The 23,522-nt window shown below is 61.5% G+C and carries 23 protein-coding genes, 1 tRNA gene and 1 pseudogene; 9 read left to right on the top strand and 16 right to left on the bottom strand.

The features are described 5' to 3' along the window. Positions 1-20 precede the first annotated feature (20 nt). Positions 21-455, top strand: coding sequence for an Lrp/AsnC family transcriptional regulator (locus G3T16_RS19440; protein ID WP_163496677.1), 435 nt, complete (start codon positions 21-23; stop codon positions 453-455). Here G3T16_RS19440 and G3T16_RS19435 read toward each other — a convergent pair whose 3' ends face one another. Next, positions 456-1,223 carry a lysophospholipid acyltransferase family protein gene (locus G3T16_RS19435; protein WP_163496676.1) on the bottom strand — a complete coding sequence of 256 codons (768 nt, stop codon included), beginning with the start codon at positions 1,221-1,223 and terminating at the stop codon, positions 456-458. It abuts the gene before it with no gap. Next, positions 1,220-2,290, bottom strand: coding sequence for an alpha/beta hydrolase (locus tag G3T16_RS19430; protein WP_163496675.1), 1,071 nt, complete (start codon positions 2,288-2,290; stop codon positions 1,220-1,222). Before G3T16_RS19430 ends, G3T16_RS19435 begins: the two co-directional genes overlap by 4 nt. Before the next feature lie 167 nt (positions 2,291-2,457). Between G3T16_RS19430 and G3T16_RS19425 the strand changes: the two genes are divergently transcribed. Further along, entirely contained in the window at positions 2,458-2,799 is a 342-nt protein-coding gene (locus G3T16_RS19425) for a hypothetical protein (RefSeq protein ID WP_163496674.1), read from the top strand. Here the strand turns inward: G3T16_RS19425 and G3T16_RS19420 are convergent. The 3 genes from G3T16_RS19420 to G3T16_RS19410 all read right to left on the bottom strand — a co-directional run bounded on the left by G3T16_RS19420 (position 2,796) and on the right by G3T16_RS19410 (position 4,990). Next, complete coding sequence (locus tag G3T16_RS19420; protein WP_163496673.1) at positions 2,796-3,044, bottom strand: hypothetical protein; 249 nt, start codon at positions 3,042-3,044, stop codon at positions 2,796-2,798. The two genes, G3T16_RS19425 and G3T16_RS19420, sit on opposite strands and share 4 nt — an antisense overlap. A 5-nt stretch (positions 3,045-3,049) precedes the next feature. Further along, positions 3,050-4,639: a hypothetical protein gene (locus G3T16_RS19415; RefSeq protein WP_163496672.1), complete on the bottom strand. Its 1,590-nt coding sequence runs from the start codon at positions 4,637-4,639 to the stop codon at positions 3,050-3,052. Between the two features lie 126 nt (positions 4,640-4,765). Continuing rightward, the gene (locus tag G3T16_RS19410) at positions 4,766-4,990 is read right to left on the bottom strand and encodes a SlyX family protein (protein ID WP_163496671.1); all 225 of its coding nucleotides are present in this window, start codon (positions 4,988-4,990) and stop codon (positions 4,766-4,768) included. A gap of 84 nt (positions 4,991-5,074) precedes the next feature. Here G3T16_RS19410 and G3T16_RS19405 point away from each other — a divergent pair, with 84 nt between their 5' ends. Then, complete coding sequence (locus G3T16_RS19405; protein WP_163496670.1) at positions 5,075-5,440, top strand: translation initiation factor Sui1; 366 nt, start codon at positions 5,075-5,077, stop codon at positions 5,438-5,440. A gap of 398 nt (positions 5,441-5,838) precedes the next feature. After that, the gene (locus G3T16_RS22215; protein WP_232059169.1) at positions 5,839-6,246 is read left to right on the top strand and encodes a hypothetical protein; all 408 of its coding nucleotides are present in this window, start codon (positions 5,839-5,841) and stop codon (positions 6,244-6,246) included. A gap of 5 nt (positions 6,247-6,251) precedes the next feature. On the opposite strand, the gene G3T16_RS19395 is transcribed toward G3T16_RS22215, so the two are convergent. The 9 genes from G3T16_RS19395 to G3T16_RS19355 form a co-directional block, all read right to left on the bottom strand. Further along, the gene (locus G3T16_RS19395; RefSeq protein WP_163496669.1) at positions 6,252-6,896 is read right to left on the bottom strand and encodes a TIGR04282 family arsenosugar biosynthesis glycosyltransferase; all 645 of its coding nucleotides are present in this window, start codon (positions 6,894-6,896) and stop codon (positions 6,252-6,254) included. After that, the gene (locus tag G3T16_RS19390; RefSeq protein WP_197911762.1) at positions 6,880-7,638 is read right to left on the bottom strand and encodes a TIGR04283 family arsenosugar biosynthesis glycosyltransferase; all 759 of its coding nucleotides are present in this window, start codon (positions 7,636-7,638) and stop codon (positions 6,880-6,882) included. Before G3T16_RS19390 ends, G3T16_RS19395 begins: the two co-directional genes overlap by 17 nt. Before the next feature lie 23 nt (positions 7,639-7,661). Further along, positions 7,662-9,581 (bottom strand): transglycosylase SLT domain-containing protein, encoded by a 1,920-nt coding sequence (locus tag G3T16_RS19385; RefSeq protein ID WP_163496668.1) that lies wholly within the window; start codon positions 9,579-9,581, stop codon positions 7,662-7,664. A 202-nt stretch (positions 9,582-9,783) separates the two neighbouring features. Further along, entirely contained in the window at positions 9,784-10,209 is a 426-nt protein-coding gene (locus G3T16_RS19380) for an Hsp20/alpha crystallin family protein (protein WP_163496667.1), read from the bottom strand. 284 nt (positions 10,210-10,493) lie between these two features. Beyond that, positions 10,494-10,570: transfer RNA gene (locus G3T16_RS19375), tRNA-Arg, on the bottom strand. A gap of 75 nt (positions 10,571-10,645) precedes the next feature. Then, positions 10,646-11,002 (bottom strand): hypothetical protein, encoded by a 357-nt coding sequence (locus G3T16_RS19370; RefSeq protein ID WP_163496666.1) that lies wholly within the window; start codon positions 11,000-11,002, stop codon positions 10,646-10,648. A gap of 350 nt (positions 11,003-11,352) precedes the next feature. After that, the gene (locus G3T16_RS19365) at positions 11,353-12,111 is read right to left on the bottom strand and encodes a hypothetical protein (RefSeq protein WP_163496665.1); all 759 of its coding nucleotides are present in this window, start codon (positions 12,109-12,111) and stop codon (positions 11,353-11,355) included. After that, entirely contained in the window at positions 12,108-12,779 is a 672-nt protein-coding gene (locus G3T16_RS19360) for a hypothetical protein (protein WP_163496664.1), read from the bottom strand. The genes G3T16_RS19365 and G3T16_RS19360 overlap by 4 nt, the downstream gene beginning before the upstream one ends. Positions 12,780-12,841: 62 nt before the next feature. Then, complete coding sequence (locus tag G3T16_RS19355; RefSeq protein WP_163496663.1) at positions 12,842-15,925, bottom strand: TonB-dependent receptor; 3,084 nt, start codon at positions 15,923-15,925, stop codon at positions 12,842-12,844. Positions 15,926-16,196: 271 nt separating this feature from the next. On the opposite strand from G3T16_RS19355, the gene G3T16_RS19350 reads away from it, so the two are divergent. The 5 genes and pseudogenes from G3T16_RS19350 (at position 16,197) to rmf (ending at position 19,443) form a co-directional block, all read left to right on the top strand. Continuing rightward, the gene (locus G3T16_RS19350) at positions 16,197-16,391 is read left to right on the top strand and encodes a hypothetical protein (RefSeq protein ID WP_163496662.1); all 195 of its coding nucleotides are present in this window, start codon (positions 16,197-16,199) and stop codon (positions 16,389-16,391) included. 26 nt (positions 16,392-16,417) lie between these two features. Then, positions 16,418-17,145, top strand: a pseudogene (locus tag G3T16_RS23270) (1-acyl-sn-glycerol-3-phosphate acyltransferase); the annotation flags it as partial. Between the two features lie 9 nt (positions 17,146-17,154). Further along, positions 17,155-17,700, top strand: a complete 546-nt coding sequence (locus tag G3T16_RS23265) for a GNAT family N-acetyltransferase (protein WP_408610757.1) — start codon at positions 17,155-17,157, stop codon at positions 17,698-17,700. Beyond that, positions 17,601-18,992, top strand: coding sequence for a metallophosphoesterase (locus tag G3T16_RS22200; RefSeq protein ID WP_232059167.1), 1,392 nt, complete (start codon positions 17,601-17,603; stop codon positions 18,990-18,992). Before G3T16_RS23265 ends, G3T16_RS22200 begins: the two co-directional genes overlap by 100 nt. A gap of 247 nt (positions 18,993-19,239) precedes the next feature. After that, a complete protein-coding gene (gene rmf / locus G3T16_RS19335) occupies positions 19,240-19,443 on the top strand; it encodes a ribosome modulation factor (protein ID WP_163496661.1) in 204 nt (67 codons plus the stop codon). 73 nt (positions 19,444-19,516) lie between these two features. Here the strand turns inward: rmf and G3T16_RS22900 are convergent, their stop codons facing one another. Together G3T16_RS22900 and G3T16_RS22895 are read right to left on the bottom strand one after the other, a co-directional pair. Then, complete coding sequence (locus tag G3T16_RS22900; RefSeq protein WP_332102907.1) at positions 19,517-22,096, bottom strand: NAD-glutamate dehydrogenase domain-containing protein; 2,580 nt, start codon at positions 22,094-22,096, stop codon at positions 19,517-19,519. Then, complete coding sequence (locus G3T16_RS22895; protein WP_332102906.1) at positions 22,054-23,241, bottom strand: hypothetical protein; 1,188 nt, start codon at positions 23,239-23,241, stop codon at positions 22,054-22,056. Before G3T16_RS22895 ends, G3T16_RS22900 begins: the two co-directional genes overlap by 43 nt. Positions 23,242-23,522: the final 281 nt, after the last annotated feature.

Here is a 23,522-nt window from a genome sequence, read left to right as displayed (position 1 = left end):
TGACGGAGCTATTTAGCAAAATGACGGAAACGGATACAATCGACCAGGAACTGCTGCGGCTGCTGCGCCACAATGCCCGCAGTCCGGTGAGCGTCCTCGCCCGCCGGCTGGGTTTATCGCGCAGCACTGTACAGGACCGGATTGGGCGCCTGGAGCGGCGCGGGATTATCGCCGGCTACACGGTCCGCTTCGGCGATGGCGGCAGTGGCGGGCAACTCAGCGCCCACGTGATGATCCAGATCAATCCCAAACAGGGGCAACAGGTAGCAGCGGCGCTGGCAGCGATGCCGGCTGTCACCACCTTGCAGACGGTGAGCGGACTATACGATCTTGTCACCACCGTCGAAACGCCCAACACCGCGGCGATGGATCAGGTTCTGGACGCCATCGGTGCCGTCGCCGGCGTGGAAAAGACCACTACCTCCATTGTCCTGACGACAAAATTTGAACGCTGATCAGGGCGCTGGCGATTCCGGCGGCTGCATGCGATAGGCTTCCGGATCCAGCCGCTGCATCTCCCGCTCGATCCATTGTTCAATCTCATCCATCAATTCACCGGGGCGACGGTTCACTGCGGATATCGGCGCACCGATGGAGACATCAATGGTGCCAGGCACCAGTGAAAAACTGCGGCGAGGCCAGCAGCGGCCAGAGGTTACGGCGATCGGAATCACACTCGCCCCGGTGGCGACCGCCAACCGGGTAGCGCCGGACTTGTAGCTGCCCTTGCGGCCACGCTCGGTGCGGGTGCCCTCGGGAAACATGATCACCCACTTGCCGCGGTCCATCAGCTTGCGGCCCTGGGCGGCAACCCTGGTCCAGGCCTCACTGCGCTTGCTGCGGTCGATGTGGACCATTTTCAGCCGCGCCAGACACCAGCCAAAGACCGGAATATAGAGCAGTTCCTGCTTGAATACATAGGCCAGAGGATGCGGCGTCATGCTGGGGAAGAAAAACGTTTCCCAGGTCGACTGGTGTTTCGGGCACAGCACAATACGTTGCATGTCGCTTGCCGCGGGCAGGTTCTCCATGCCCTGCACCCGGTATTTCACGCCGGCTATTACCCGGGCGGCGACGATCACTCCACGCAGCCAGGGCACTGCAAACAGCCACCAGATACGGGTGTCCCGCAAAAATACCGAACCGACGATCAGTGCAAAACCGAACGGTATCACTGTGACCACCATCCACAGCAGCACCAACAGGGAGCGCAGTGTATTCATGCCGGGAGTTCCTCGGCCACCGGCACTCCCACACCGGCAAGAAACCGGGCAACCGCCTTATAGGCTGCTTCCGCTTCAGGCAGTTCGGGCGTAAACATCTGCCAGACATGCACCATGTGCGGCCAGCTCTGCAGGGTAACCGGCGACCCGGCCCGGCGAGCCTTCGCGGTGTAGCGACGGGCATCATCCAGCAGCATTTCCTGCTCGCTGACCTGGATCAGTATTGGCGGCAGGCCGGCGAGATCACCGCGCAATGGCGAAATGTCCGGATGGGATGGCGGCAGACGATTGCCGTACCAGGTGGCCCACAGCAGCAACAGCGCGGGAATTCGGGCCAGTGCGCCAAAGGCAGGCCCCAGCATGGGGTCGCTGGCCAGGTTGCTGCGCAGGCTGGGGGAACTCAAGGTCAGATCGGTGGAGGGTGAAAACACCACGGCTGCGTTCGCCTGGCGCAAACCCTCGTCCCGGATCCAGGCGAGCAGGCCCAGCGCAAGGCTGCCGCCGGCCGAATCCCCTGCCACCACCACACTGTCAGCTGCCTCGGCACCGCAGGGCCCGTGGTCGAGTATCCAGCGCCAGGCCTCGCGGCTATCTTCGATGCCATCACGACGGCGATGCTCAGGGAGCAGCCGGTAATCCAGTGCCAGCACGGCGGCACCGGTCAGGCGTGCCAATCTGTCGGTAATCGCCCGGTGGCTCTTCGGACTGCCCGCGAACCAGGCTCCACCGTGTAGGTAAAGCAGGCGCCGGCGGCTGTCAGCGCCCGGCGCCTGCACCCATTCGCCACGCACCGGTCCGGCTGCCGGTTCGAAGCTTGCGCCGAACTCGCGCCCATCACTCAAACTGTCCAGGTAGCCGCGTATGACCTGCAGACGCGCCTTGCCGCGCCTGGCCTGGTTGCTGCGGCTGAATTCGCCGAGCCGGGCAACAACCGCATGGTGGGCTTCGCTGGGAGGGCTGCCGGGCAGAGGCAGGGCCGGCTCATCCAGTGCTGCCAGATCCTCCCCCCGCAGATACCAGATACTGACCAGGAACCAGGCCACAATGGCGAACACAAGCCAGATCATGCAATTACTCCGGTGAAACAGGCTGTGCATTAAACCAGATTGTCGCCGAGTCACACAACGCAACGACAAGCGGGTCACTATGAATCCGCTACAACGGCGCTATACTAAGAGGTTTGGATATAGTGGCCTGGCGGCCAGCCAGGGAGAATCTCCCGGTGGGCATTAGCATGAAAAAACTGGAAACCAAAGCAGAGCTGCGCGCCGCGCTGGAGCGGGAAACCAACCGTTTCCTGGCGCGGGGCGGCGAAGTGGAGGCCGTGCCCCAGGGCACCAGCGGCAAGGATCCGCTCGCGGCTCCACTGTATCTCACCCGCCGCCTGTTCCTGGAGCCGCGAATTGAGCGCACCCTGGTACCCGAAGTAGTGGCCGCGATCGAGGCCAGGCGCAAGGCCCTGCTGAAGCGCAGCGGCACCCATACCAGGTCCGGACACCGCCGCCGCCCGCCCCGCAGCAAGATAGTCTACGATGATTTCGGTGAACCGCTGCGCCGGATCTGGGTAGAGGACTAATCGGTCTGCTCGGGAGCCTTGTCGTCGACCACGATTTCAGCGCCGTCGGTATCGCCCTCCAGCGTCAACACGAACCGGTCCTCGGGAATGTACACGGTAAGCACCTGGCCCGGTACCAGTTCCCCTACACGCAACTGTTTGCCATCAATGGTCGCACGCCAGTCCGGGCCCACCCGCATGCTGGCCTGGTGGCCACTGCTGCCATCAACGTGTCTGCTGCGAATGGTGATACGGTTGCCCACCACCCGGATCACCTCGACCTCGGCCTTGGCATAGAGCTTGCCATCCTTCTGGTAGACCCCTGGCAGATCTGGGCAATGTCCGGGTAACTGCGATGCACTTTCGCCGACCAGTCGAGGGTTGCGCAGGTGGGCAGGTTGGTCTGGATATCGTACTGTGCCCACAGCAGGCGGGCCGGCAACAGCACCGCGAGAATTGCCGGAACCATGATCGCGTAGCGCATGTGACAGTCTCCTGACTTGCATCCGGGGCACCGGAGTTCCATTGTATCTTTGCGGACCAGATTTGCGAGCCGCTCGTCCCGGCTCGCGCCCGGGAGAGTCGACGTCCCGCTAGTCCGGCTCACTGTCTCCGGTAAACAGACTGCTCGAAAGAGCGCCCGGCGGCTCTGTCTGCTCCCGGTCGCGGTCAACCGGTGTCTGCGCAGCGAGCGGCAAGCGACCCACCAGAGCGCTGCCAGGCGCCTGTTCCGATCGCCCGGCAGCGGGACTGGCATCCGCTTCGCCCCTGGCTGTTGCATGGAAACCGATATTGAAACCGGGACTGTCCAGCGGATGCGAGGCCAGGCCGGCCGCTGGTGGACCCGGTTCGCGTTGCCCGCCCAGCGCGGTCGGCGGCGCCGGACGGCGGCGGCGCTCGATCTGGCCTGGCGGCAGGATGCCGCTCCGGCGCGGCTGGAATTGCTCTTTGTCCCGCAGCTTTCTGCCTGCGGTATCACCCGCCCCCTGGTTGCAGTAATGTTCGGCCGGACCTGAGCGCCATTGCCGCTGGCGCCGCCCATTCCCGGCACGGGCACCCAGTCCGGGTCATAGCTGGACTGGCCGGCGCCGGCCTGGGCCGCCACCCGTTGCGGCTGTTCCCCTGCTCGCTGAGCCTCCGCTGCGGCCTCGCGTTCGGCCAGCACAACCGACTGCTGTGCGCGCTGCTTCAATACCTCGTTGGCACAGATTGCCCAGCGACCGGCATGGGCGGACAACGCGGGGTCCGGCATCCGGTGCTTGCGAAACTGCTGTTGCGACTGCAGAAAGCGCTGCTTTACGGCACGGTAATAGTAGATGTGATCTTCGGTCTGCAATGGCAGCAGTTCGGCGCCACCATGAATAATCAGCATCCGGGGCGGCAGTTCGCCTTGCAGACTCTGCAACAGGTCAGCGAGGAAGCACAGTCTAAAGGGGGAATGCAGGCCGCTTTTGCCCTGGGTATCGCAGGGTACGTACAGGTGCTGGCCAAGCTCGGACCGGCCCCGGGTTTTCATCAGCAGGTTGACGGCACCGGACAGAGAGCCGGCAGCGAGCTGTCCGTTGACGATAAAATCCGCGCCGTAGCGCATGGCCAGCAGCGTGGCATTGCGCCGCAGGGGCTCCTCGTCCTCCCACTCCACCAGGGTGACCTGGTGCCCCTCCGCCCGCAGGGTTGCCGCAACATCATCCTGCGGCAATACCGGGTCACGCGGCGCTTCGCTGCCCGTATCCGGGAGAATCCCGTGCCCCGGGTTCTCCAGCGTCAGCCGTTCCATCCAGCTGGCAAACGGAGACTCTCTGAACAGCACCAGATCTTCACAGGTGAAAATGAGGGAATTGTCGAGACGGTAACGATACATAGAAGATTGCTGCTTGCCCGAGGCCCGAAACCGTGCAAGCCGTGATGCTCACTTGCGAAGGGGACATTTATAACCAATTGCGCAGCCACTGTCCATGACGGCCGGCAATGAGTGGACGGCTGATCTTCAGTAGTGGGGTGGTTGCTCGGAATCGCCGGAGCCGGGCAGCTCTTCCAGCGCGGAGGCCTGCTCGTCCTGGCGCTGCTTGAGCAATTCAAGCTGACGCTGCAGCAGCATCAATTCCTGTTGCTGACTGGCAAGCGCCTGCTGCAGAGCCTGAACCGTATCATCCTGAAAGGCCAGCTGGGTTTGCAGTTCCTCAAGCTGCGACTGCAGCAGTTTTTTGTCCATGATCCGGCCACCGCTCCATCGCAGTTTAAATACAGGACGCAGGCTAATATACTCCGACGCCAGGCTCAATCTCCGGGAGCGGCAATGGCCAAACGCGACAGTAACAGTTCCACCCTTGTTTACTCCACTGACGGCGGCCGCCTCTGCCCCCAATGTCAGCGGCCAGTGGCCGCCTGTGTCTGCGGCCGGGCCCGGCCCGCCGTGACCGGGGATGGCATTGTACGCCTGCACCGCGAAACCGGGGGTCGTGGCGGCAAGGCGGTGACCATTATCCGGGGCCTGCCGCTGGCTGCCCCTGAACTGAAACTGCTCGCCAAGGCGCTGAAGCAAAAGTGCGGTGTCGGCGGCGCAGTGAAGAACGATACTGTCGAGATCCAGGGTGACCAGCGGCAACTGTTGGCACGGGAACTCGAAGCGAGGGGCTACCGCACCAAAATTGCCGGCGGCTAGCTCTGCTTTGCACTTCCTCGCTGTAGTCCGCCAGGACCTGTGATGGTCCTTGTCCCCGCAGCAATCAACCCCCATAAACTGATTCAACATCCGACCCAGCACACCAAGGCCATATTTCAGCTTAATTCGAGACATTTCCTTACATTTAAAGGTATTTGACGACAATTACACCCACAATCAATCCCCTCCATAATTGTGACTTACGTCGCATATCCAGATAAAAGATAAAAAAAGCCCTGCAAGCTATTATTTTTATTGGATTTCTTGATACTGTATGCTAAACATGCGCAGGTGTCATGTTTCTCGCGGTTGGGGAATCTTCGCAACTGAAAGGGACGGCACCTGCATATCCGCCGGGGACAAATGGGCGGATGTGCCACCCTGCGAGGAAGTGGGCTATGTATGTAACCGCAGAGCAGTTGAGAGAACAGGTTATCAGACCGACTCTGGAGTATCTGGGAGCCTGGAATCCGGTCAGCGAGGATTTTCTGCTGGAGGCGGCCATTGCCGCGCCCGAACTGGGCCTGTTTGCGGCGCGCAAGGACGGCCTGGGCCTGTTTCACATCACGGCCTCACAGCACCGGGATATCTGGGACCGCTATCTCGCGTTTCGACCAGAACTGGCGAGCCGCATCCGGGGCCTGGCCAGTCAGCGCGCCTTCCTCAATAATCCGGACAGCGAATTGCAAACCAACCTGAGCTATTGCACCGCCATCGCCTGGTTGCTGTACCAGCGCTCGCGTAGCGGCAGCCCACTGCCGGTGCACCAGCACGAGCCGGTGGCACAGGCTTCAACACTCGCCTGACTGCATCATCCGGAACGACCTGAGCGGCTGCCAGCCGCCCGCAGCGCCTGCCAGTGCGGCAGATCCGCAGGCCGGTCAATATCAGTCAGCGGCTCCAGCAGAGTGGTGACGAGCCCCATCGACCGCGCCCACTGCAGAGTCTGAGCCAGCACCCTGTCAGTGCCCCAGGGCATGTCGGTAAACAGCGGGGCGACCGGCCGCCGCGCGCCCAGCAATACATATCCCCCGTCCCGCGCAGGACCCAGCACCAATTCACTATGCTGCAGGGCGGTAGCAGCCCGGTGCAGATAATCCGCATCCAGCCCGGGACAGTCACTGCCTACCAGCAATACCTGGGGGTAGCGGGCCAGACCGTGGTCAAGCGCAAACAGCATGCGGGCACCCAGGTCTCGCCCCTGCTGCTGCCTGATCGCAGCCATCCCCAAGTCCAGGCAGTCCTGGAACAGTGCGTCGTCGGGGCTGCCGGTGACCCAGAGCTCCACCTCGCCAAAGCCCGCCGCACCGAGAGTGGCGCTGGTCCAGCGCACCAGCTCGCAGTGCAAAGCACAGGCAGCGCTGGCTGTCAGCGGCGGCTGCAACCGGGTCTTCACGGCCCCCACACGCGGTGCTCTGGCAAACTGCTGCACCAGGGTATTAGAGCTGGCGGCCATAATATGCTCGCGATAGATGGGCCGGTGCCACGCCCAACGCAAAACCCAGCCGCAGTGCCCACATCTGCAGCACCGTGCGCGCCACGCCACGCTGCTCCCAGCGCCGACTGGAGGTTTCCACCGTCAGCGGCAGCACCCGCGGGCGGGCTTGCTGGCGCAGGCGAGCGCACAGTTCCACGTCCTCCATCAGCGGCAGCGTGGCAAAACCCTGGTTGCGCTCGAAAACATCCCGCCGCAGCAGCAGCATCTGGTCACCGGTACCGATCCCCGACAGACTGGAGCGCCGGTTTATCGCCCATTCGAGCAGGCGGAACACAGGCTGGCGGCCGCTCAAGCGCAGCCGGCAAAATCCCCACTGGGGCCGTCCATGCAGACAGGCGGTGAGCTGCTGCATATCGAAATCCGGCACACTGTCCGCATGCAGGAATAACAGGTAGTCGCCGCTGGCGACGCGTGCGCCCAGGTTCATCTGCGCCGCCCTGCCACGCGCGCCCAACAACAGCTGTGTGCAATGCGGCAGTGCCTGCGCCACGGTCGCATCAGTGCTGCCACCATCCACCACGATGCGCTGGGCCTCCGGAAACCGCTCGGCCAGGGTCTGCAGCACACTGGCGATATGAGGGGCCTCGTTCAGCACGGGGATTATAAAACTGCAGTGACGTGTCATCGCATTGCTCACAGCGGCCAGACCACCATCGTCCCCTGATCGGCGGTGCCGGGCAAGCGGGATCGGATGCTGCATGGCATTGCTTGTCGGTGACCGGATCAATACCCCAGTTGCCGCTCCTGGGCCGTGAGCAAACTGCCCTCCTCACCCATCAGGTACTTGAAGACCAGGTTGTAGGCCAGTACCGCCTTGACATAATTGCGGGTTTCCCGAAACGGGATGGTTTCGATCCAGACATCCACAGGCACCACCTCGGCCGGCTTGTTGCGCCAGCGGTCAACCCGCCGCGGCCCGGCGTTGTAGGCAGTCATGGCCAGTACCCGGTTGCCGCCGTAGCGATCCAGCAGCTGGCGATAATAAGCGCTGCCCAGCCGGACGTTGTGCTCGACATCAAACAGCGCACTGTCACTGTGCTGGGCACCCAGCCGGGACGCCACCTGCCTGCCGGTTGCCGGCATTACCTGCATCAGGCCGCGGGCACCGACGGGCGAACGGGCTCCGGCGAAGAAGGCGCTCTCCCGGCGCGCAATTGCCATCAGCTCGCTGCTGGGAACATTGAGCAGCGAGGCCTGGCGGCTGAAGGTGTCCCTGTAGGGCATCGGGAAACGCAAATCCAGCGCATCCCAGTCTCGGGCCTGATTGGCCGCATCGATTGCCATGCGGTGCCAGCCCAGGGTGGCTGCCAAAGCTGCCAGCGCCTGTTGCTCCTCGGTGCCGGTATTCTGCAACACCTGATACCATTCCGAATGCGCCAACTGCTCCTGATCGTGATGAAACAGCTCGGCGATCCGGCGCACCACCGGATGTTCACGCAACGGCTGAGCCGTGTCGTCCTCCAGCGCCACCGCCCGGTGATTGAAGCTGGGCTTCAGGCCCAGCCTCTCGGCCGCCAAAAAACCGTAGTAGTCGCGCTCCCGGGCAAGCACCTCGAACAGCGCCCGGGCCAGTTGCGGTTCACCACCGCGCTCGTGGGTCACCGCGCGCCAATAGCGCCATGCGGAATCCTGCTGTCCCTCCGGGGACAGCTTCGACAATGCCTGGGCCAGGCCCGGCCAATCCTGTTCCCGCAAGGCCCAGCGCGCGCGAATCTCCACCAGCTTGTCGTCCCCCAGACGCGCCAGGGCGTCATCCACCCAGGCCTTGTTGGCCGCGGATTTGGCGAACAGACTGCGCAGAGCAATCGCGTTTTCCACCAGGGCGGCCTGCTGCGGGCCAAATTTCATCTGTTGTTGGTAGTAGAGCCACTCCCGCAGCGCAGGTTCCGGCCGGTACCGGGTCAGATAGGCAATACCGTGAGCGGCAATATCGGCGGCGCGGGGGTTATCGGCGGGCGGCGCCAGAGCCCGGATCCGGTCGGGCTGGGCATATACCGCCAGCAGTTTGTCAGACCAGGGGCGCAACCGGCTGCTGCCCTTGCCAGCGACGTAGCTCATCAGGGAACGCTGGCGCGCGTCGAAGGCCTTCAGCAGCCGCGCCCAGACCACCTCATCGCTCAACTGGTCCGCCTTGAGCCACGCATCGAACAGGGGGTCGCAGGCCTTGGGCCGGGATTCGCCGTGCACCCAGAGGCGCCCGGCACCCTCCCATGCGGCCAGCTGGTCCCCGCTGGCAAGCCGGGCCCGGAAGTAATAGCACTTCAATTCAATACTGTTGGGTTCATTGGGCATCACCGTGAGGAAATCCTGCCATCGCGCGTCGCGCCCGGCCTGCATCAGGTAGACCCCGAGAAAACGGTTGGGCAGCGGCGAACCCTCGCTGCGCTGCAGGAACAGACGGGCATCACCGGGCCGCACCTGCCTCGGCTTGCGGCTCAACTCGAAATAATCCAGGTAGATGGCCAGCGGGTAATTCTCCAGCCCCGGCCGCAGATGCTGGTATTGAGTCCAGCGGCCACGGTTGATTGCCTCCACCGCATTGCGGTACTGCTCGCGATCTTCAGCCGGTGGCGGCCAGGTGGGCACCGCAACAGCATGCCCCGCCTGGAACAACAGGACCAGCAAAACTACCCGCAACAGCAACTGGGCATTACCTCAATGAACCACGATCCCGGAAACAGGGCTACCAGCGGTGGCCCTCCAAATTCAACCAAGCCTAGACTGATACGGCATCCGCCAATTTGCAAGCTCGACAAGCTCGCAGTGTGAACACCGTACAATATCCCGCTGGCGCGGGCCGAGTGGCCTGCCCGAACCAGCGGAAAACAACGGCTTGAATGAAGGGCTACTGGATCTCGATCCGCCTGGCCTCCTGCGCCTGGGCCCTGACCTTGGGCACCTGCAGAGTGAGCACACCATCCTTGAAGGAGGCCTTGATGTCCTCGTCGCGGACATCCCCGCCCAGATCAAAGCTGCGCATGTACTTGCCGTAGCGCCGCTCCTGACGAATGACACGCCCCTCCTTTTCCTCCTGCTGGCTCTGGCTGGCTTCCGCCTCCAGCGTCAGGGTGCCCTCCCGGACATGGACGTGGATATCCTCCTTGTTCACCCCGGGCAGTTCCGCAGTGATCTCATAGTGCTCGCCCTGCTCCCTGACGTCGACCCGCGGTGAAAAGAAGGTTCCCATCTGATCACTGGCGCTGGTGGGCGCCCAGAACTCGTCAAAGAAACGGCCGAGATCAAACGTGTTGTTGCGCTGTATCGAAGACATTAGACACCTCCTGTCTTGTTGCCACTAATACTGCTTCCCGGAAGCAGTGGAACACAATGAAAGTGATGCATTCGCACCTGTGGCAAGGCACAAGCCGCAGCCAAGGCTGGTTGCCTTTGTAAGGGTTGCATCGCTGTCATGGGTGCGAAGACGCGCTTTCATGTCCCATCACTTCCCGGTTGCAGCACTAAGCTTGTCTCAGGAAGTATGGTGCTGAACCAGGGACTTTCAAGGGCCCCAGAAGACGATTGCGGTGGGGCTTGATCCAGGTCAAGCTGGATGCTTGGTGCCCCTGGCAGGACTCAAACCTGCGACATCACCCTTAGGAGGGGTGCGCTCTATTCAACTGAGCTACAGAGGCGGAGGGGGCGGAAGTATACCAATCGCCATCGAATTTACCAGTCCTGGATGAAACCGCCACAGCAGGCAGCAGCAATCACAGGCTATAGCTGACGCCCACCACCATGGTGCAGGCCTGGCTGGCAACGAAGCTCTGCAGGCGGGCTGTAACGCCGGCGTCATCCTGCTCCGGTATGCCGAACATCAGGCCATCAAAATATCCCAGAGCCTTGGCATATATAACATCGCCCTGCTCTGCCTCGAATTCGTCCAGAACTTCGTCGGTAAGCTGTTGGTAGTCCTTTTCAGTAAGATACCCCAGCGAATCCTGCGCCAGCACACAGCTCAGGCGCTTGGCTGCGGCGAACTCTTCCGGGCCCAGCGCCAGCGCACTGGCCCTGCTGCTCAACAGGGTCAATAGAATGAGTGTTGTCCCAAGGAAATAGCGTCGCATAAGAAGTGATTCCAGTGAGTTCCAATGGCGGCGATTCTAGGGAATCTTTGTGACATAGATGTGACAGATTGATGAAATTTTCGGGGCTAACCCCCTGTTGCAGGGCTCGGGCAGTGGTGCGCTTCCTTCGTCAGCGCACCCTATGTCGCCACCAAGCCTGCTCCGAATACTTCAAGACGATAGGGTGCGTTGAGGCACGAAACGCACCGGATACTGCCAAGCGCACCGGATACTGTGCAAAGCGACGCAGACGCATAGGGTGCGTTGAGGCACGAAACGCACCGGATACGCAAAAAAACGCCAGCTCCAGGGCTGGCGCAAAGGGGGTACTGTCGAGGTCGGCTACCGCATTACAGGGAACCTTCCAGGGTCCAGCCTTCGTACCAGAGGCTGCTGGCGTTCGGGTCCACCGCGCCGGCGTAATCAGTTGCGTCGAAAAAGTCGGGATCGGCGACACTCACCGAATAGGTGGCATTGATAGCGTCGATATCCAGCGTCCCCACCGCGGAAGCCTCGGCAGCCTGGGATGCGTAGTTCTCGTCGAGCTGAACATCCGGCACCAGTGCGGGCAGCAACACGGTGTCGCCGCTCACATCGCAGTCGGCCACGACATTGGTGTAGACCAGCTCCGTACCCACCTGTGCTGCTGCGGAGGAGTTGACGCAGGTGGTCTCGCCCGCGAAGGCATCGTCATAGGTGAACACCGAGTGGTGGACAAAGCCGCCGGAGGTGGCCTTGAATACCGCCGCTGTAGCGTTGGCGCCACCGCCAATAAAGGTGGCGTTGGCGATGGTCGGGATGGACAGGAAGTCGAGGGTGCCTTCTGTGTCGGCCTCAATCAGGTTACCTTGGGCGTCTGGGCCCTGAATCGCAAGCAGGTATTGCACGTTGCCAATCCAGCCCTCGTCCCAGTCGATGGAGTCGTCCTGGTTGCCCGTCAAGACAATATAACGGGTGTTGACGGTGCCGCCGTAGTACTCGATGCCATCGTCGGCGTTGTTGTGGATCTGGATGTACTCCAGAACAGTGCCGCGTCCAACGCCGATCAGGGAGATACCGTTGATCTCGTTACCCGTGGCGAACTCAAAGCCACCTTCGGCAACAATCACGTACCGCAAAACACCGCTGCTGTCGTCGGGAGAATAGCCACCACCAAAGCCTGACTCCCCTCGGAGTCAATATTGCAGGCAACAGCACCCTGGTCGGCGGTAAGGCATTCGTTATGCGGCGCGTAGCCGTGCAAGATCAGACCGCCCCAGTCACCCACACCATCATAACCCGGATCATCGGAGCTGAAGATAATCGGCGCATCAGCAGTGCCCTCGGCCATGATTTTGGAACCGCGGGTGATGATAAGATTGGCGAAGCTGCCAGTCTGGCCCTTGATCTGGGTGCCGGGTTGGATGCTGATTGTCGCGTCAACTACAGGATCGCCACTCGCGAGGATGCCTTCGTCGATTGACATTTCCTGGTTACCGTTACCCACGGTAACCCGCGACTCCATAAACCAGACCTTGTCACTGGTAAGGGTGCGGTCCACCAAAATGGTCGCAGGCAGCTGACATACGTCGTTGCCATCGGCGTCTTTGGGCCGAGCGGAAGCCCAGTCTGGACAGCTCGACGCCGTATCGCCGTTACCGCCACCATTTGCTGGTGGGTTGGTAACGTTGGTCGGCGCGTCAATGTTGATATTGGCCTCGTCGCCTTCGGAACATCCGTAAAGGCCGCCGAGAGAGCTGAGTACCGCAGTAGCGATAGCCAATTTCTTCAGTTTCATAACTTCTCCTGGGTTTTTCTCTGGTACGTTGATTTTACTGCTGCCCCACGGCGCGCTTCCGATCAGAACTGCCAATCGAATCCTGCTTTCACTTCAAAACCACGCTTGTACTTCTGGAACACGTTGCCGCCCTGAGTGAATTCCACTTCCGAGTCCAGTATGTTTTCCAGCTTGGCGCGAAAGGTAAAACTGTCTGACAGGCTGTAGCGATACACCAGGTTTACATCCAGGCGCGGCTCCAGAAGCACGTCTGGCTGGCCCGATACGCCCACGTCGACGATGGTGTCACCACTCTGGTTCAACAACAGCGTAAGCTCGTGGCCCCGGGCGATATCGTCGTAGCCCAATATCAGGTTGAAAGTGTACTCTGGGGCCCCCTGCAGTTCGCGCTTGCTGGCGTTCAGCAAGGTGACTTCGGAATCGACGTAGCTGGCATTGGTGGCCACAAAAAAGCTGCGGGTGTAGGCATCATTCAGGGCGAAGTCCTTGCGACCGTCAATCTCGATCCCGAGGATCTCGGCGGACTCCGCATTCTGGAAGGTTCGCGAGTTGCCGGCGGTACCCGAGGCTGGCTGTACCACGCGTTCGATGGGATCCTCCATGTCCTTGTAGAATAATGCGATACTGAGTGACTCCTGTTCTGACCAGTACTTTTCCCAGCGCAGGTCGTAGTTGGTCACATCCGATACACCCAGATTCGGGTTACCGCGCACCCGGAAATTGAACTCCTTGTCATAGAAAGTGGCGTTCGAGGTTTCCTTGAAGTCCGGGCGGGCGACTGTTTTCGAAACAGCAAACCGCAGTTGCTGATCATCGGTGATGAACCAGTTGAAGCTGAGGGACGGCAGCACCGAATTCTCCTCCAGTACCGACTGCTGCGGTCCCTGGGCTCCGGAAAGACCAAAAGTATCGGTAACTTGCTCAAATTCTTCGTAGCGCACACCGACCACCATCTGGTACTTGAGATTCCACAGCGCGTCATAGGAGAGATAGATGCTGTTGAGATCCAGCTCCGCCTCGTAGCTGTCACTGGGCAGGGTCTTGTTCTGGAAAGTGAAGCCCGTGCTCGGGACCCCGGTGATGGTGTCTTCGTTGACTACGTCAGACACCTGTAGATTGGGCGCGCTGTCATCGATGGCCAGCAGGCCGCCACCAAAGCCGTAGGTATCCGAATCCGAGTCCCGCTCGCGGGTGATGCCATTGAGCCCAAACTCCAGCTTTGACTCCAGGTTACCGTTGGAAAACAGGTATTCCAGGTCCAGCGACGCGTCGAGGTTGTCATCGACCAGATCGTCGTAGCGCCGGGTCAGCTCGGGAACCTGCAAGTTATAGATCCCGTCGTTGCCCTGCAGGTCAAAGCGGACGTCGCGGCGGTCCGGTGCATAGCGTTCGGCGCGACTTGCTGTTGCTTGCCAGTTCACGGTCCACGCTTCATCGGCACCGAGAATGTGCTCACCCGCCAGTTGCTGCGACAGAAACTGACGCTCCTCCCATTCGATAGACCAATTAATAGACTCGTTCAGCTCGTCGCCATCAAAGCCATCCTCTACCCGCACGGATTCACTGGTAACCCGGGAGGCGATGGTATTGGCTGTAAAGCTACTCTGACCAATATTCAGGCCGACAGACAGCAGACCACTGGCGTCAATGTCATTGTCGAACTGCTCAAAGCTGTAGTCATCCAATACCCGCGAGGCGTTCACGCCACCGTAAGTTCTGCGGATACCGTCCTTGCGTACGCCGCGCTCATTCTTGTAGTTGGCGGCCGCAAAGTAGCCAAGCTCAGCCCCCCAGCTCTCCAGATCAAACACATCGCCGTAACTCAGACCCACCGACATATCCGGAGTGGCGGTTTCCGTGTCGTACTGAAAGTCATCCTTGATCGCATTGGCGCCGAGCTTCCCGAGCTCGCGCTGGACCACATCGTTGTAGAATTCGGAGTACTCCAACGCCTCGGCTACCGCATAGGCGATGGCAGGCCGCTGGCGGGCACCGTCATCCCAGCCGAGGGCGTCAAAGCTACCGCTAATCGGGTCGACGAATGCGTCTTTACCGGTAGTGCCATCGACGTAGCCCAGCTGGAAGCTGACCTTGCCGGCGCGTTCACTGGGAAAAGTACGGGTATTGATTTGCAGGTTGCCACCGGTGCTCTCACCAGGCATAGACGCCAGGAAGCTCTTGCGGATGTCCAGCTGCTCCACCATGCTGCTGGGAAACAGGTCCAGCGGTACGCTGCGTTTGGTCGGGTTGGTACTGGGCAGCGTGGCACCGTTCAGGGTGCTGCTGACATAGCGGTCGCCCAGGCCGCGGATAAACACGAACTGACCGTCCTGAATCGTCACACTCGGTACGCGGATAACCGAGGCGGCGACATCCGTGTCGCCAAAACGGGCCAGTTGCTCGACGTCCAGTGTATTGATCACGTTGGTAGCGTAGCGTTCGCTTTCCTGCAGTCCCGCCGTCGACATCGTGCCGATCACCGTGACCTCTTCGATACTGGGTGCGGCGATGCTAGTGGTCTGCTGTTGCCGGCTTCGCAGGGAAAAATCCGACTCCTTGGCAGCGTTGGCGATCACCCGGTAATCCTCGATGGTCTGCGTACCGGTCTCGGGATGGCTGATCGTCAGGCGATACATACCGCGGGGAGCCTGTAATTCGTAGCGACCCGAGGCATCGGTTTCGACGCTGCGGGTCACCCCACCGGAGAGGGTTACGGTGGCACCATCAAGCGCGACACCTCCGGAGCTCACCTGGCCGCGCATCATGCCGATAGCGGCACGAGAGCGCTCGGCGGCAGCTTCGGTACTGAAATAGGACTCGACCACAGAGCGCGGGTTTCCAACTTCCGGTAGTTCGATATTCACGTCGGCGAGCTGGCCCGAGGCGGAATCGAAACGCAGGCTGTACAGGGCGGTGCCACTGGCGTCCAGCACCTGGAGACTGTGGCCGCCGGCACTGAGATCGAAATAGACGATACCGCTGTCGTCCAGCGTTTTGCGCTGATCGCCATCCAGCACTACCGTCAATCCGGCCGCTGCGCCGCCCTGCTGGCTGACCTGGACAGCCAGCTCATCGGCAGCCTCGGCGAGCAGGGTAGAACACAGCAGCACAGCGGCTGCACCGCAGCGAGAGAACATCGATTTCATGCTTTCCAATCCCAGAGTCCAGAGTTCTTTTGGCCACAGGCACCCGGCGATGGCCAGGGAGGCGCGATATGGGTGCCAAGCTTAGGGATGAAATATGACGCTCGTGTGATAGTCGTGTGACATTTATGTTGCAATTGCCGATCCCGACCTGTCGGGATGGTGCTCCGGTGGTCTGGATTGCCGCGTCACAAATGATTCATGCCGCTGTCCCTTTTCTGCAACACGCCTGGTCTAAGTTGAGCCGCAACGTTCACCAGTGAGGGCAACAGCCATGCGCCACTCCCACAGCAACACCGCGGTCTCATCCAAGGAACGTGTACGGCACCAGATCAGGATCCAGGTAGACGACTTTCTTCGTCGTGGAGGCAAGATCCGGGTGCTGGACAGACATGACAGCGCAGCCGCTACGCCGGTCAAGGCCACCATCTGGCAGAACCACGACGAAGTGCTGGACCTGCTCGCCTGAGACCCGTGAACAAAGGACACGCCGGCATGCTTGACATCCAGGCGGTACTGACCACCCGGTATCCGGAATTCTTTGCCCGGCATCGCCGCACGGCCCATACCCTGGTGCGTCTGCTCGCCTTCCTGTTTCATGAATCGCGCTTCCAGCAATTCACTCGTCAGTACCCGCACCTGGAGGGTTTTGATTTCATCGCTGAGACCCTGCGCTACTTCGACTTCACCCTGCGTATTCGCGACAACGAGCGCGCCCGCATCCCCGCCAGCGGCCGCGTGATCATCGCTGCCAACCATCCCATCGGCTCGCTGGACGGGCTCGCGCTGTTGAATCTGGTACACCAGGTGCGGCCGGACGTGAAGGTGGTTGCCAACGACCTGCTGGCTGCAGTTGGCCCGTTGCATCCAGTGCTGTTACCCGTGAACAACATGGGGGCGGCACAGCCCGCAGCGGCCTGCGGCGCATTCGCGAGCACCTGGAACATGACGGTGCGCTGATTATCTTTCCGGCCGGGGAAGTGTCCCGTTTCGGAGCGAAAGGCATCAAGGATGGCGCCTGGCAGAGCGGTTTTGTCAAGCTGGGACGCGCCACCCGGGCACCGGTGCTGCCGGTGTACATGGGTGGTCGCAACTCCCTGTTCTTCTACGCCATCTCGTTCCTGGCCCGGCCGCTTTCCACGCTGTGGCTGGTACGGGAAATGTTCAAACAGAGCCACAATGCTGTGGATCTCCGGGTCGGCAGGGCAGTCCCGTTTGAACACTACAACGTGATGGATGTGTCAGCCACGCAGTTGGCGCAGCTGTTTCGCAAACATGTCTACCGCATTGCCCGCAACGCACGGCCTGTGTTTGATTCCACGGAGACCATTGCTCCACCCGAAAACAGGCAGCTGCTGCGCCAGGAGCTCGCAGCCAGCGAACTGCTGGGCACCACCCCAGACGGCAAGCAGATACTGCTGTGTACCATGGCCCAGGCGCCCTGTGCGATGCGTGAAATCGGGCGCCTGCGGGAACTGAGCTTTCGCTCGGTCGGCGAGGGCACTGGCTTGCCCCGGGATATCGACCGCTTTGACCGGGACTACCTGCAACTGTTGCTGTGGGATCCCGAGGAGCTGGAAATCGCCGGTGCCTATCGACTGGGTGATGCGGCTGCACTGCTGCGATCCGGGGCAGGGGTGCCCTGTACAGTAATACGCTGTTCCGCCTCGGCCCCGGCATGGAGTCCTACCTGCGCAGCGGGCTGGAGCTGGGTCGCAGTTTCGTCCAGCCACGCTACCAGAGCCGCCACAGCCTGGATTATCTGTGGCTGGGAATAGGTGCCTACCTGCGCCGCTATCCGCGCTTCCGCTATTTGTTCGGGCCGGCTTCGATCAGCCCGCTGTACGGCAAGGAGGCCATTGCGCGGCTGGCCTGCTACTACGGCAGCCGCTACAACCACATCGTACTGGACGTGGCAGCGCGCGACCCGTTCGTCATTGAACCTCAGGTCATCGCCGCGCTAACGAGCGAATACAGTGGTGCAGACCCGGAGGAGGACTTCCGCTCCCTGCGCGACGCACTCGCAACCCAGGGCCTGGCAGTGCCCACACTGTTCAAGCACTACAGCCAGGTCGCGGAACCGGAAGAGGTCGCCATCGCCGCCTTCAATGTCGACCACAGTTTTGGCAATTGCGTCGACGGCTTTGTGCTGGTCGACCTGGAGCAGCTGAAACCGCGCAAACGCAAGCGCTATCTGGGAAGGGGGACGTTACTGATGCAGGCACTGAACGCTGAGGACAGGATTCACTGCAGGACAGTCTGGATTTCGGATGTCCATCTGGGCAGTGTCCACTGCAAGGCGGAAGCCTTGCTGCAACTGCTGGACCGGCTCCGCTGCGAGCGGCTGTACCTGGTCGGCGACATCGTCGACGTCTGGGCCATGCGCCGCCGCGTCCACTGGCCAGAGACCCACAACCAGGTCATTCGCAAGCTCCTGAAACTGTCACGCCAACAGATGGAGCTGGTCTACATACCCGGCAACCACGACCAGAATTTCAGGGAGTTCGCCGGCAACCAGTTTGGCCAGTTGCGCATCTGCCACAACGCCATTCACCGGACCGCCGACGGCCGCCGTTTCCTGGTCACCCACGGCGACGAACTGGATTTCGCGGTGCGCTACAGTCGCCTCAATCGCGTGATCGGCGACGTCGCCTACAATGTACTGATGTGGGTCAGCCGCTGGATCAATCGGGCCCGCGAGATAGCGGGCAAACCCTACTGGTCGCTGGCCAAATGGGTCAAGCTGCATGTCGCCCAGGCGGAAGAGGCGATCCGCGCCTACCAGCATGCCGCCGTGATACTGGCCCGGGATCAGGGCCTGGACGGCATTATCTGCGGCCACCTGCACCACCCTGCCATCGAGCGTCACGACTCGATTCTGTACTGCAATGACGGCGACTGGGTGGAGAGCTGTACCGCGCTGATCGAGGACTTCTCGGGTCAGTTGCATCTGCTACGGGGTGTCGGCGACGGCGATGCCAGCAGCCCGCTACTGTTTGCCGATATCCCGGGCAGGGTGGCCGCACCCGCCGCCCGGACAGATCACCCCGCCTCCGTCGGCGTCCGTTAGCCTCCACGGCCAGCCAGGCTTTGGTTATAAGCATTCCGTGCCTTGTTCCAAATCGATAGTCGACTTGGCCAGCCAGCTCTGGTTACATGAGTTTGCGTCCCGGGACGCAATGCGCTGTATTGTTTTGCGGTAGTCTGTTCAATACAGCCCACAGTTCACACCCACAGGGGCCGGCATGACGGTCCTTCCCACGCCGTGGCCCAGGTCTCGGCGAGGGCCTTGATGATCTCAACAGGAGCCTGATTCTATGAAAAGACACAAGCGCGACATGAGCTCAAGGGCATATGACCGGGGCTATCAGGCCGGCGTCTCCGGACGCAGCCTGGACGATTGTCCCCATGCCAATGAAGATCATCGCCAGCACTGGGTTTCCGGCTGGCGCGAAGGTCGCGTCGATCAATGGGACGGCCTGACGGGCGTGTCGGGCGTTCACAAGATGCGTGTTTCCTGACAATACACTCCCGCCATACTGAAGCGGAAAACTGAAGCAGGCTGGCAGCCGACACGCTGCCAGCCTGCTGTTTTCAGGTCCGCAAGCTGCTCTGGGCCAGGTCCAGCAGCTCCCTGATGGCCACCGCGAACATTGCAAAGTCCGGCGCATCGGTGGTGTGCAGCTCGGTCAGCATGTCGCGCCAGCGGCCCAGCAGTGGCGCCTGCTGTTGTTCCCAGGATTCGAGACATTGCGGCAGGCTGTCGCCCCGCTGCATGTAGCGCAAAGCCCCCACCGCCAGCGTACGTTGCTGCCATTCCAGATCTTCCAGATAGGTATCCCTGGCCAACGCCTGCCATTCATTCTCGATCTTGCTGGTCAGGATCAGGCTCCCGAACCAGTCCAGCTCCAGGCGCTCACCCATCTCGAAGTAAAGCTCTGCGACCTGGAGCAACGGCGCTTCTGTCTCGTGCGCGGCCTGGATGATCCCCAGCGCCGTGTAGCCCTGCAGTGAGCCCGCCACCGAGGCCGCCAGAGCCGGCTCCACACCCGCTTGCTGGTAATGCTCTGACAGCGAGCGATACTGTTCTGCCGCCTGCCCGCGCAGCATGTGTGGCAGCGCCTCATGCAACTGGGCCACGCCGTCGGCGAATTCCGCGATGGCACGGGTGGGCGCCATTTCGTGGCGCCGATTGCGCAGCAGCCAGCGGGTCGCGCGCCGCACCAGACGAATCAGGCTCTGCATCATTTCTTTCTGCACCACCGCGTCCACCTGATAGTCCAGCGCCTCGATCCGGTCCCAGCTCTCCGCCACGCGGTACACACTCATTACTGTAGTGTAGGCCCGTGCCACATCCGCTACCGACGCGCCGGTAGCCTTGCACTGGCGCGGCACAAAATTGAAGCCCATGTGGTTGACGATATCATTGGCCACCTGGGTGCACATGATTTCCCGCCGCAGCCGGTGTTCCTCCACTTCCTCCCGGTAGCGCTCCACCAGCAGACCGGGAAACGCGGTCGCGACTGCGCCGGCCAGATGTGGGTCCAGCCCCAGATCCGAATCGATCAGCTCTTCTTTCAGGATGGCCTTGCTGTATGACACCAGCACCGCCAACTCCGGCCGGGTCAGGCCCTTCCCCTGGACCCGCCGGTCGGCCAGCTCCTGATCGCTGGGAATGAATTCCAGCTCGCGGTTGAGCTTGCCTGCCGCCTCCAGATTATTGATGAAACGGCGATACTCGCCACTGCGCTCCTCGGCCTGGAACTCGGCCAGGCTGATCGCCTGCACCTGGCGGTAATTGTTCTGCAGGACCAGCCGCGCGACGCTCTCAGTCATCTCCTCCAGCAGGATGTTGCGCTGCTTTTCGGTCAGGTCGCCGCGCTCCACCACCGCGTTCAGCAGGATCTTGATATTGACCTCGTGGTCTGAACAGTCGACGCCGCCGGCATTGTCGATGAAGTCCGTATTGGAGCGCCCCCCGGCCAGGCCGTACTCCACCCGCGCCAACTGGGTCATTCCCAGGTTGCCGCCCTCACCGATCACCTTGCAGCGCAACTCGCTGCCATTGACTCGCACCATGTCATTGGACTTGTCACCGACATCGGTATGCGATTCACTGCTGGCCTTCACATAAGTACCGATTCCGCCATTCCACAGCAGATCCACCGGCGCCCGCAACAAGCAGGAAATCAGTTCGTTGGGCGCCAGTTGTCCGGCCTTGATTCCCAGCCAGGCCTGCACCTGCGGCGATATCGGGATGGACTTGGCGGAGCGTGCAAAAACGCCACCACCTGCTGAAATCAGCCCAGGGTCGTAGTCGCTCCAGTTGGAGCGAGGCAAGTTGAACAGGCGCTGGCGCTCGGCAAAACTGCTGCCCGCATCCGGCGCCGGATCGATGAAAATATGCAGGTGATTGAACGCCGCCTGCAGACGAATATGAGGCGACAGCAACATACCGTTGCCGAACACATCCCCGGCCATGTCGCCGATACCGACCACACTGAAATCGGTCTGCTGGACATCGGTGCCCAGTTCCCGGAAATGACGTTGCACCGACACCCAGGCACCGCGGGCGGTGATCCCCATTTTCTTGTGGTCATAGCCAGCGCTGCCGCCGGAAGCGAAGGCATCGCCCAGCCAGAAATCGTATTCCCGGGCCAGTTCGTTGGCAATATCAGAGAAGGTCGCAGTGCCTTTGTCTGCAGCCACGACGAGATAGGGGTCCTCATCGTCCTTGGCCACTACCAGCGGTGGTCGCTGCACCCCCAGCTCGGTGCGGTTGTCGGTGATATCCAGCAGCGCCCGGATGAATATCCGGTAACAGGCGATGCCCTCTTCCTGGATTTCGTCACGGCTCATGCCCGGGGTCAGGCCCCGGGCGACAAAACCGCCCTTGGCGCCCACCGGCACGATCACCGCGTTCTTCACCTGCTGGGCCTTGACCAGGCCCAGCACCTCGGTGCGGTAATCCTCCAGCCGGTCGGACCAGCGCAGCCCGCCCCGGGCCACCTTGCCACCGCGCAGATGCACACCCTCCACACGCGGCGAATAGACGAAGATCTCATACAGCGGCACCGGCTTCGGCGTATCGGGAATTTCCCGCGGGCTCAGCTTGAACGAAAAATAGGGCTTTAATTTGCCGCGCTCCCCCTCCTGGAAGAAGTTGGTGCGCAGGGTCGCCTTGATGACGGTGACAAACTGGCGGATGATGCGGTCCTCACCCAGTTCTGTACCTGCTCCAGCGAGTCGAGGATGCGCTGTTCCACCGCCTCTTCGCGCTGGCTGCGCCAGTCATCGTCACCGTCAAATACCGGTGAAAACCGGGTCAGGAACAACTCGACAATCCCTGCGCTGATCTCCAGCTGGTTGGCCATGGTCTCGGCGATATACTCGACACTGTACTGGAAGCGCAGTTGCCGGAGATAGCGGGCGTAGGCGCGCAACAGCGCGATCTCCCGCCAGGACAGGCGGGTGCCCAGCAACAGCCGGTTGAACGTGTCGTTCTCGGCCTCGCCGAACCAGATGCGGCCAAAGGCGTCCTCGAACTCCTCCCGTACCTGCCCCAGATCGATATTGTTGGACAGCGAATAGATCAGGCTGAACTCCTGGATCCAGTAGCGGTTGCCATCGCCGCCACGAACGCCGTAGGGCCGTTCCGACACCACCCGCAAGCCCAGGTTCTCCAGGATGGGCAGGACATCGGACAGCGGCAATGACTCGCCGCAGTGGTACAGCCGCAGCCGCAGCTTGTCGGCACCCTCCTCCTGCAACCGGTAGAGGCTCATCGCCAGATCCTGGCCGGACCTGACGGCCAGCAGGCGGTGGATATCCAGCACTGCGATCCTGGGGTCGAAATCATCGCGGTAGCCGGGCGGAAAGCCGACCCCGAAGTGCCGTAGATACTGTTCGCCGTTCTCCTCTCCGAACTCCTCGATCAACCGTAGCCGCAACCGGTCTTCCCAAGCCAATGTCGCCTGCACTATCTGCTCCTCGATTTCGTTGACCTGGTAGTCCTGCTCGACCGCCGGATCCACCCGCAGCACAAAATAGCAGCGCACCAGTACAGACTCGGAAAAATGCGTGGTGAACTCGGCCTCCTCGGCGTTGAAGGCGCGGCACAGAATATCCTGGATCCGGGTTCGCTGTTCCGTGTTGTAGCGGTCCCTGGGCATGTAGAGCAGACAACTGAAGAACTTGCCGTGCACATCCCGGCGCACGAACAGCCGCGTCTGACGCCGCTCCTGAATCCGGTTGACCGCCAGCACGGTGTCGCACAGCTCGCGAATGCTGGACTGAAACAGCTCATCGCGGGGAAACAGTTCCAGGACCCGGGCCAGCTCGCGTCCGTCGTGCTCGGTGGATCCAGCCCCGACTGCTTGATAATCTGGGATACCTTGCGCCGCAGTATTGGAATCAATACCGGATTCATCGTATACACGGAGGAGGTATAAAGCCCAATGAAGCGGTGCTGGCCCGTGACTTCGCCGGCGGCGTCGAACACCTTGACCTCGACGTAGTCAGGATAGGCCTGCCGGTGAACCCGCGAGCGCTGGCGCGACTTGGAAAAACTCAGCTGGCGCCGCTGCAACGCCTCCGGCGC

The sequence above is a fragment of the Kineobactrum salinum genome, assembly GCF_010669285.1.
Lineage (GTDB): Bacteria > Pseudomonadota > Gammaproteobacteria > Pseudomonadales > Halieaceae > Kineobactrum > Kineobactrum salinum.
Note: the sequence above shows the minus strand (reverse complement) of the source record. Positions and strands in the feature narration are given on the sequence as shown.

Bases quoted from the DNA above. Each gene is read 5' to 3' on its own strand.
- G3T16_RS19440 (WP_163496677.1), top strand. From the start codon at position 21: ATGACGGAAACGGATACAATCGACCAGGAACTGCTGCGGCTGCTGCGC.
- G3T16_RS19435 (WP_163496676.1), bottom strand. From the start codon at position 1,223: ATGAATACACTGCGCTCCCTGTTGGTGCTGCTGTGGATGGTGGTCACA.
- G3T16_RS19430 (WP_163496675.1), bottom strand. From the start codon at position 2,290: ATGATCTGGCTTGTGTTCGCCATTGTGGCCTGGTTCCTGGTCAGTATC.
- G3T16_RS19425 (WP_163496674.1), top strand. From the start codon at position 2,458: ATGAAAAAACTGGAAACCAAAGCAGAGCTGCGCGCCGCGCTGGAGCGG.
- G3T16_RS19415 (WP_163496672.1), bottom strand. From the start codon at position 4,639: ATGTATCGTTACCGTCTCGACAATTCCCTCATTTTCACCTGTGAAGAT.
- G3T16_RS19410 (WP_163496671.1), bottom strand. From the start codon at position 4,990: ATGGACAAAAAACTGCTGCAGTCGCAGCTTGAGGAACTGCAAACCCAG.
- G3T16_RS19405 (WP_163496670.1), top strand. From the start codon at position 5,075: ATGGCCAAACGCGACAGTAACAGTTCCACCCTTGTTTACTCCACTGAC.
- G3T16_RS22215 (WP_232059169.1), top strand. From the start codon at position 5,839: ATGTATGTAACCGCAGAGCAGTTGAGAGAACAGGTTATCAGACCGACT.
- G3T16_RS19395 (WP_163496669.1), bottom strand. From the start codon at position 6,896: ATGGCCGCCAGCTCTAATACCCTGGTGCAGCAGTTTGCCAGAGCACCG.
- G3T16_RS19390 (WP_197911762.1), bottom strand. From the start codon at position 7,638: ATGCAGCATCCGATCCCGCTTGCCCGGCACCGCCGATCAGGGGACGAT.
- G3T16_RS19380 (WP_163496667.1), bottom strand. From the start codon at position 10,209: ATGTCTTCGATACAGCGCAACAACACGTTTGATCTCGGCCGTTTCTTT.
- G3T16_RS19370 (WP_163496666.1), bottom strand. From the start codon at position 11,002: ATGCGACGCTATTTCCTTGGGACAACACTCATTCTATTGACCCTGTTG.
- G3T16_RS19360 (WP_163496664.1), bottom strand. From the start codon at position 12,779: ATGAAACTGAAGAAATTGGCTATCGCTACTGCGGTACTCAGCTCTCTC.
- G3T16_RS19355 (WP_163496663.1), bottom strand. From the start codon at position 15,925: ATGAAATCGATGTTCTCTCGCTGCGGTGCAGCCGCTGTGCTGCTGTGT.
- G3T16_RS19350 (WP_163496662.1), top strand. From the start codon at position 16,197: ATGCGCCACTCCCACAGCAACACCGCGGTCTCATCCAAGGAACGTGTA.
- G3T16_RS23265 (WP_408610757.1), top strand. From the start codon at position 17,155: ATGGATGTGTCAGCCACGCAGTTGGCGCAGCTGTTTCGCAAACATGTC.
- G3T16_RS22200 (WP_232059167.1), top strand. From the start codon at position 17,601: ATGGAGTCCTACCTGCGCAGCGGGCTGGAGCTGGGTCGCAGTTTCGTC.
- rmf (WP_163496661.1), top strand. From the start codon at position 19,240: ATGAAAAGACACAAGCGCGACATGAGCTCAAGGGCATATGACCGGGGC.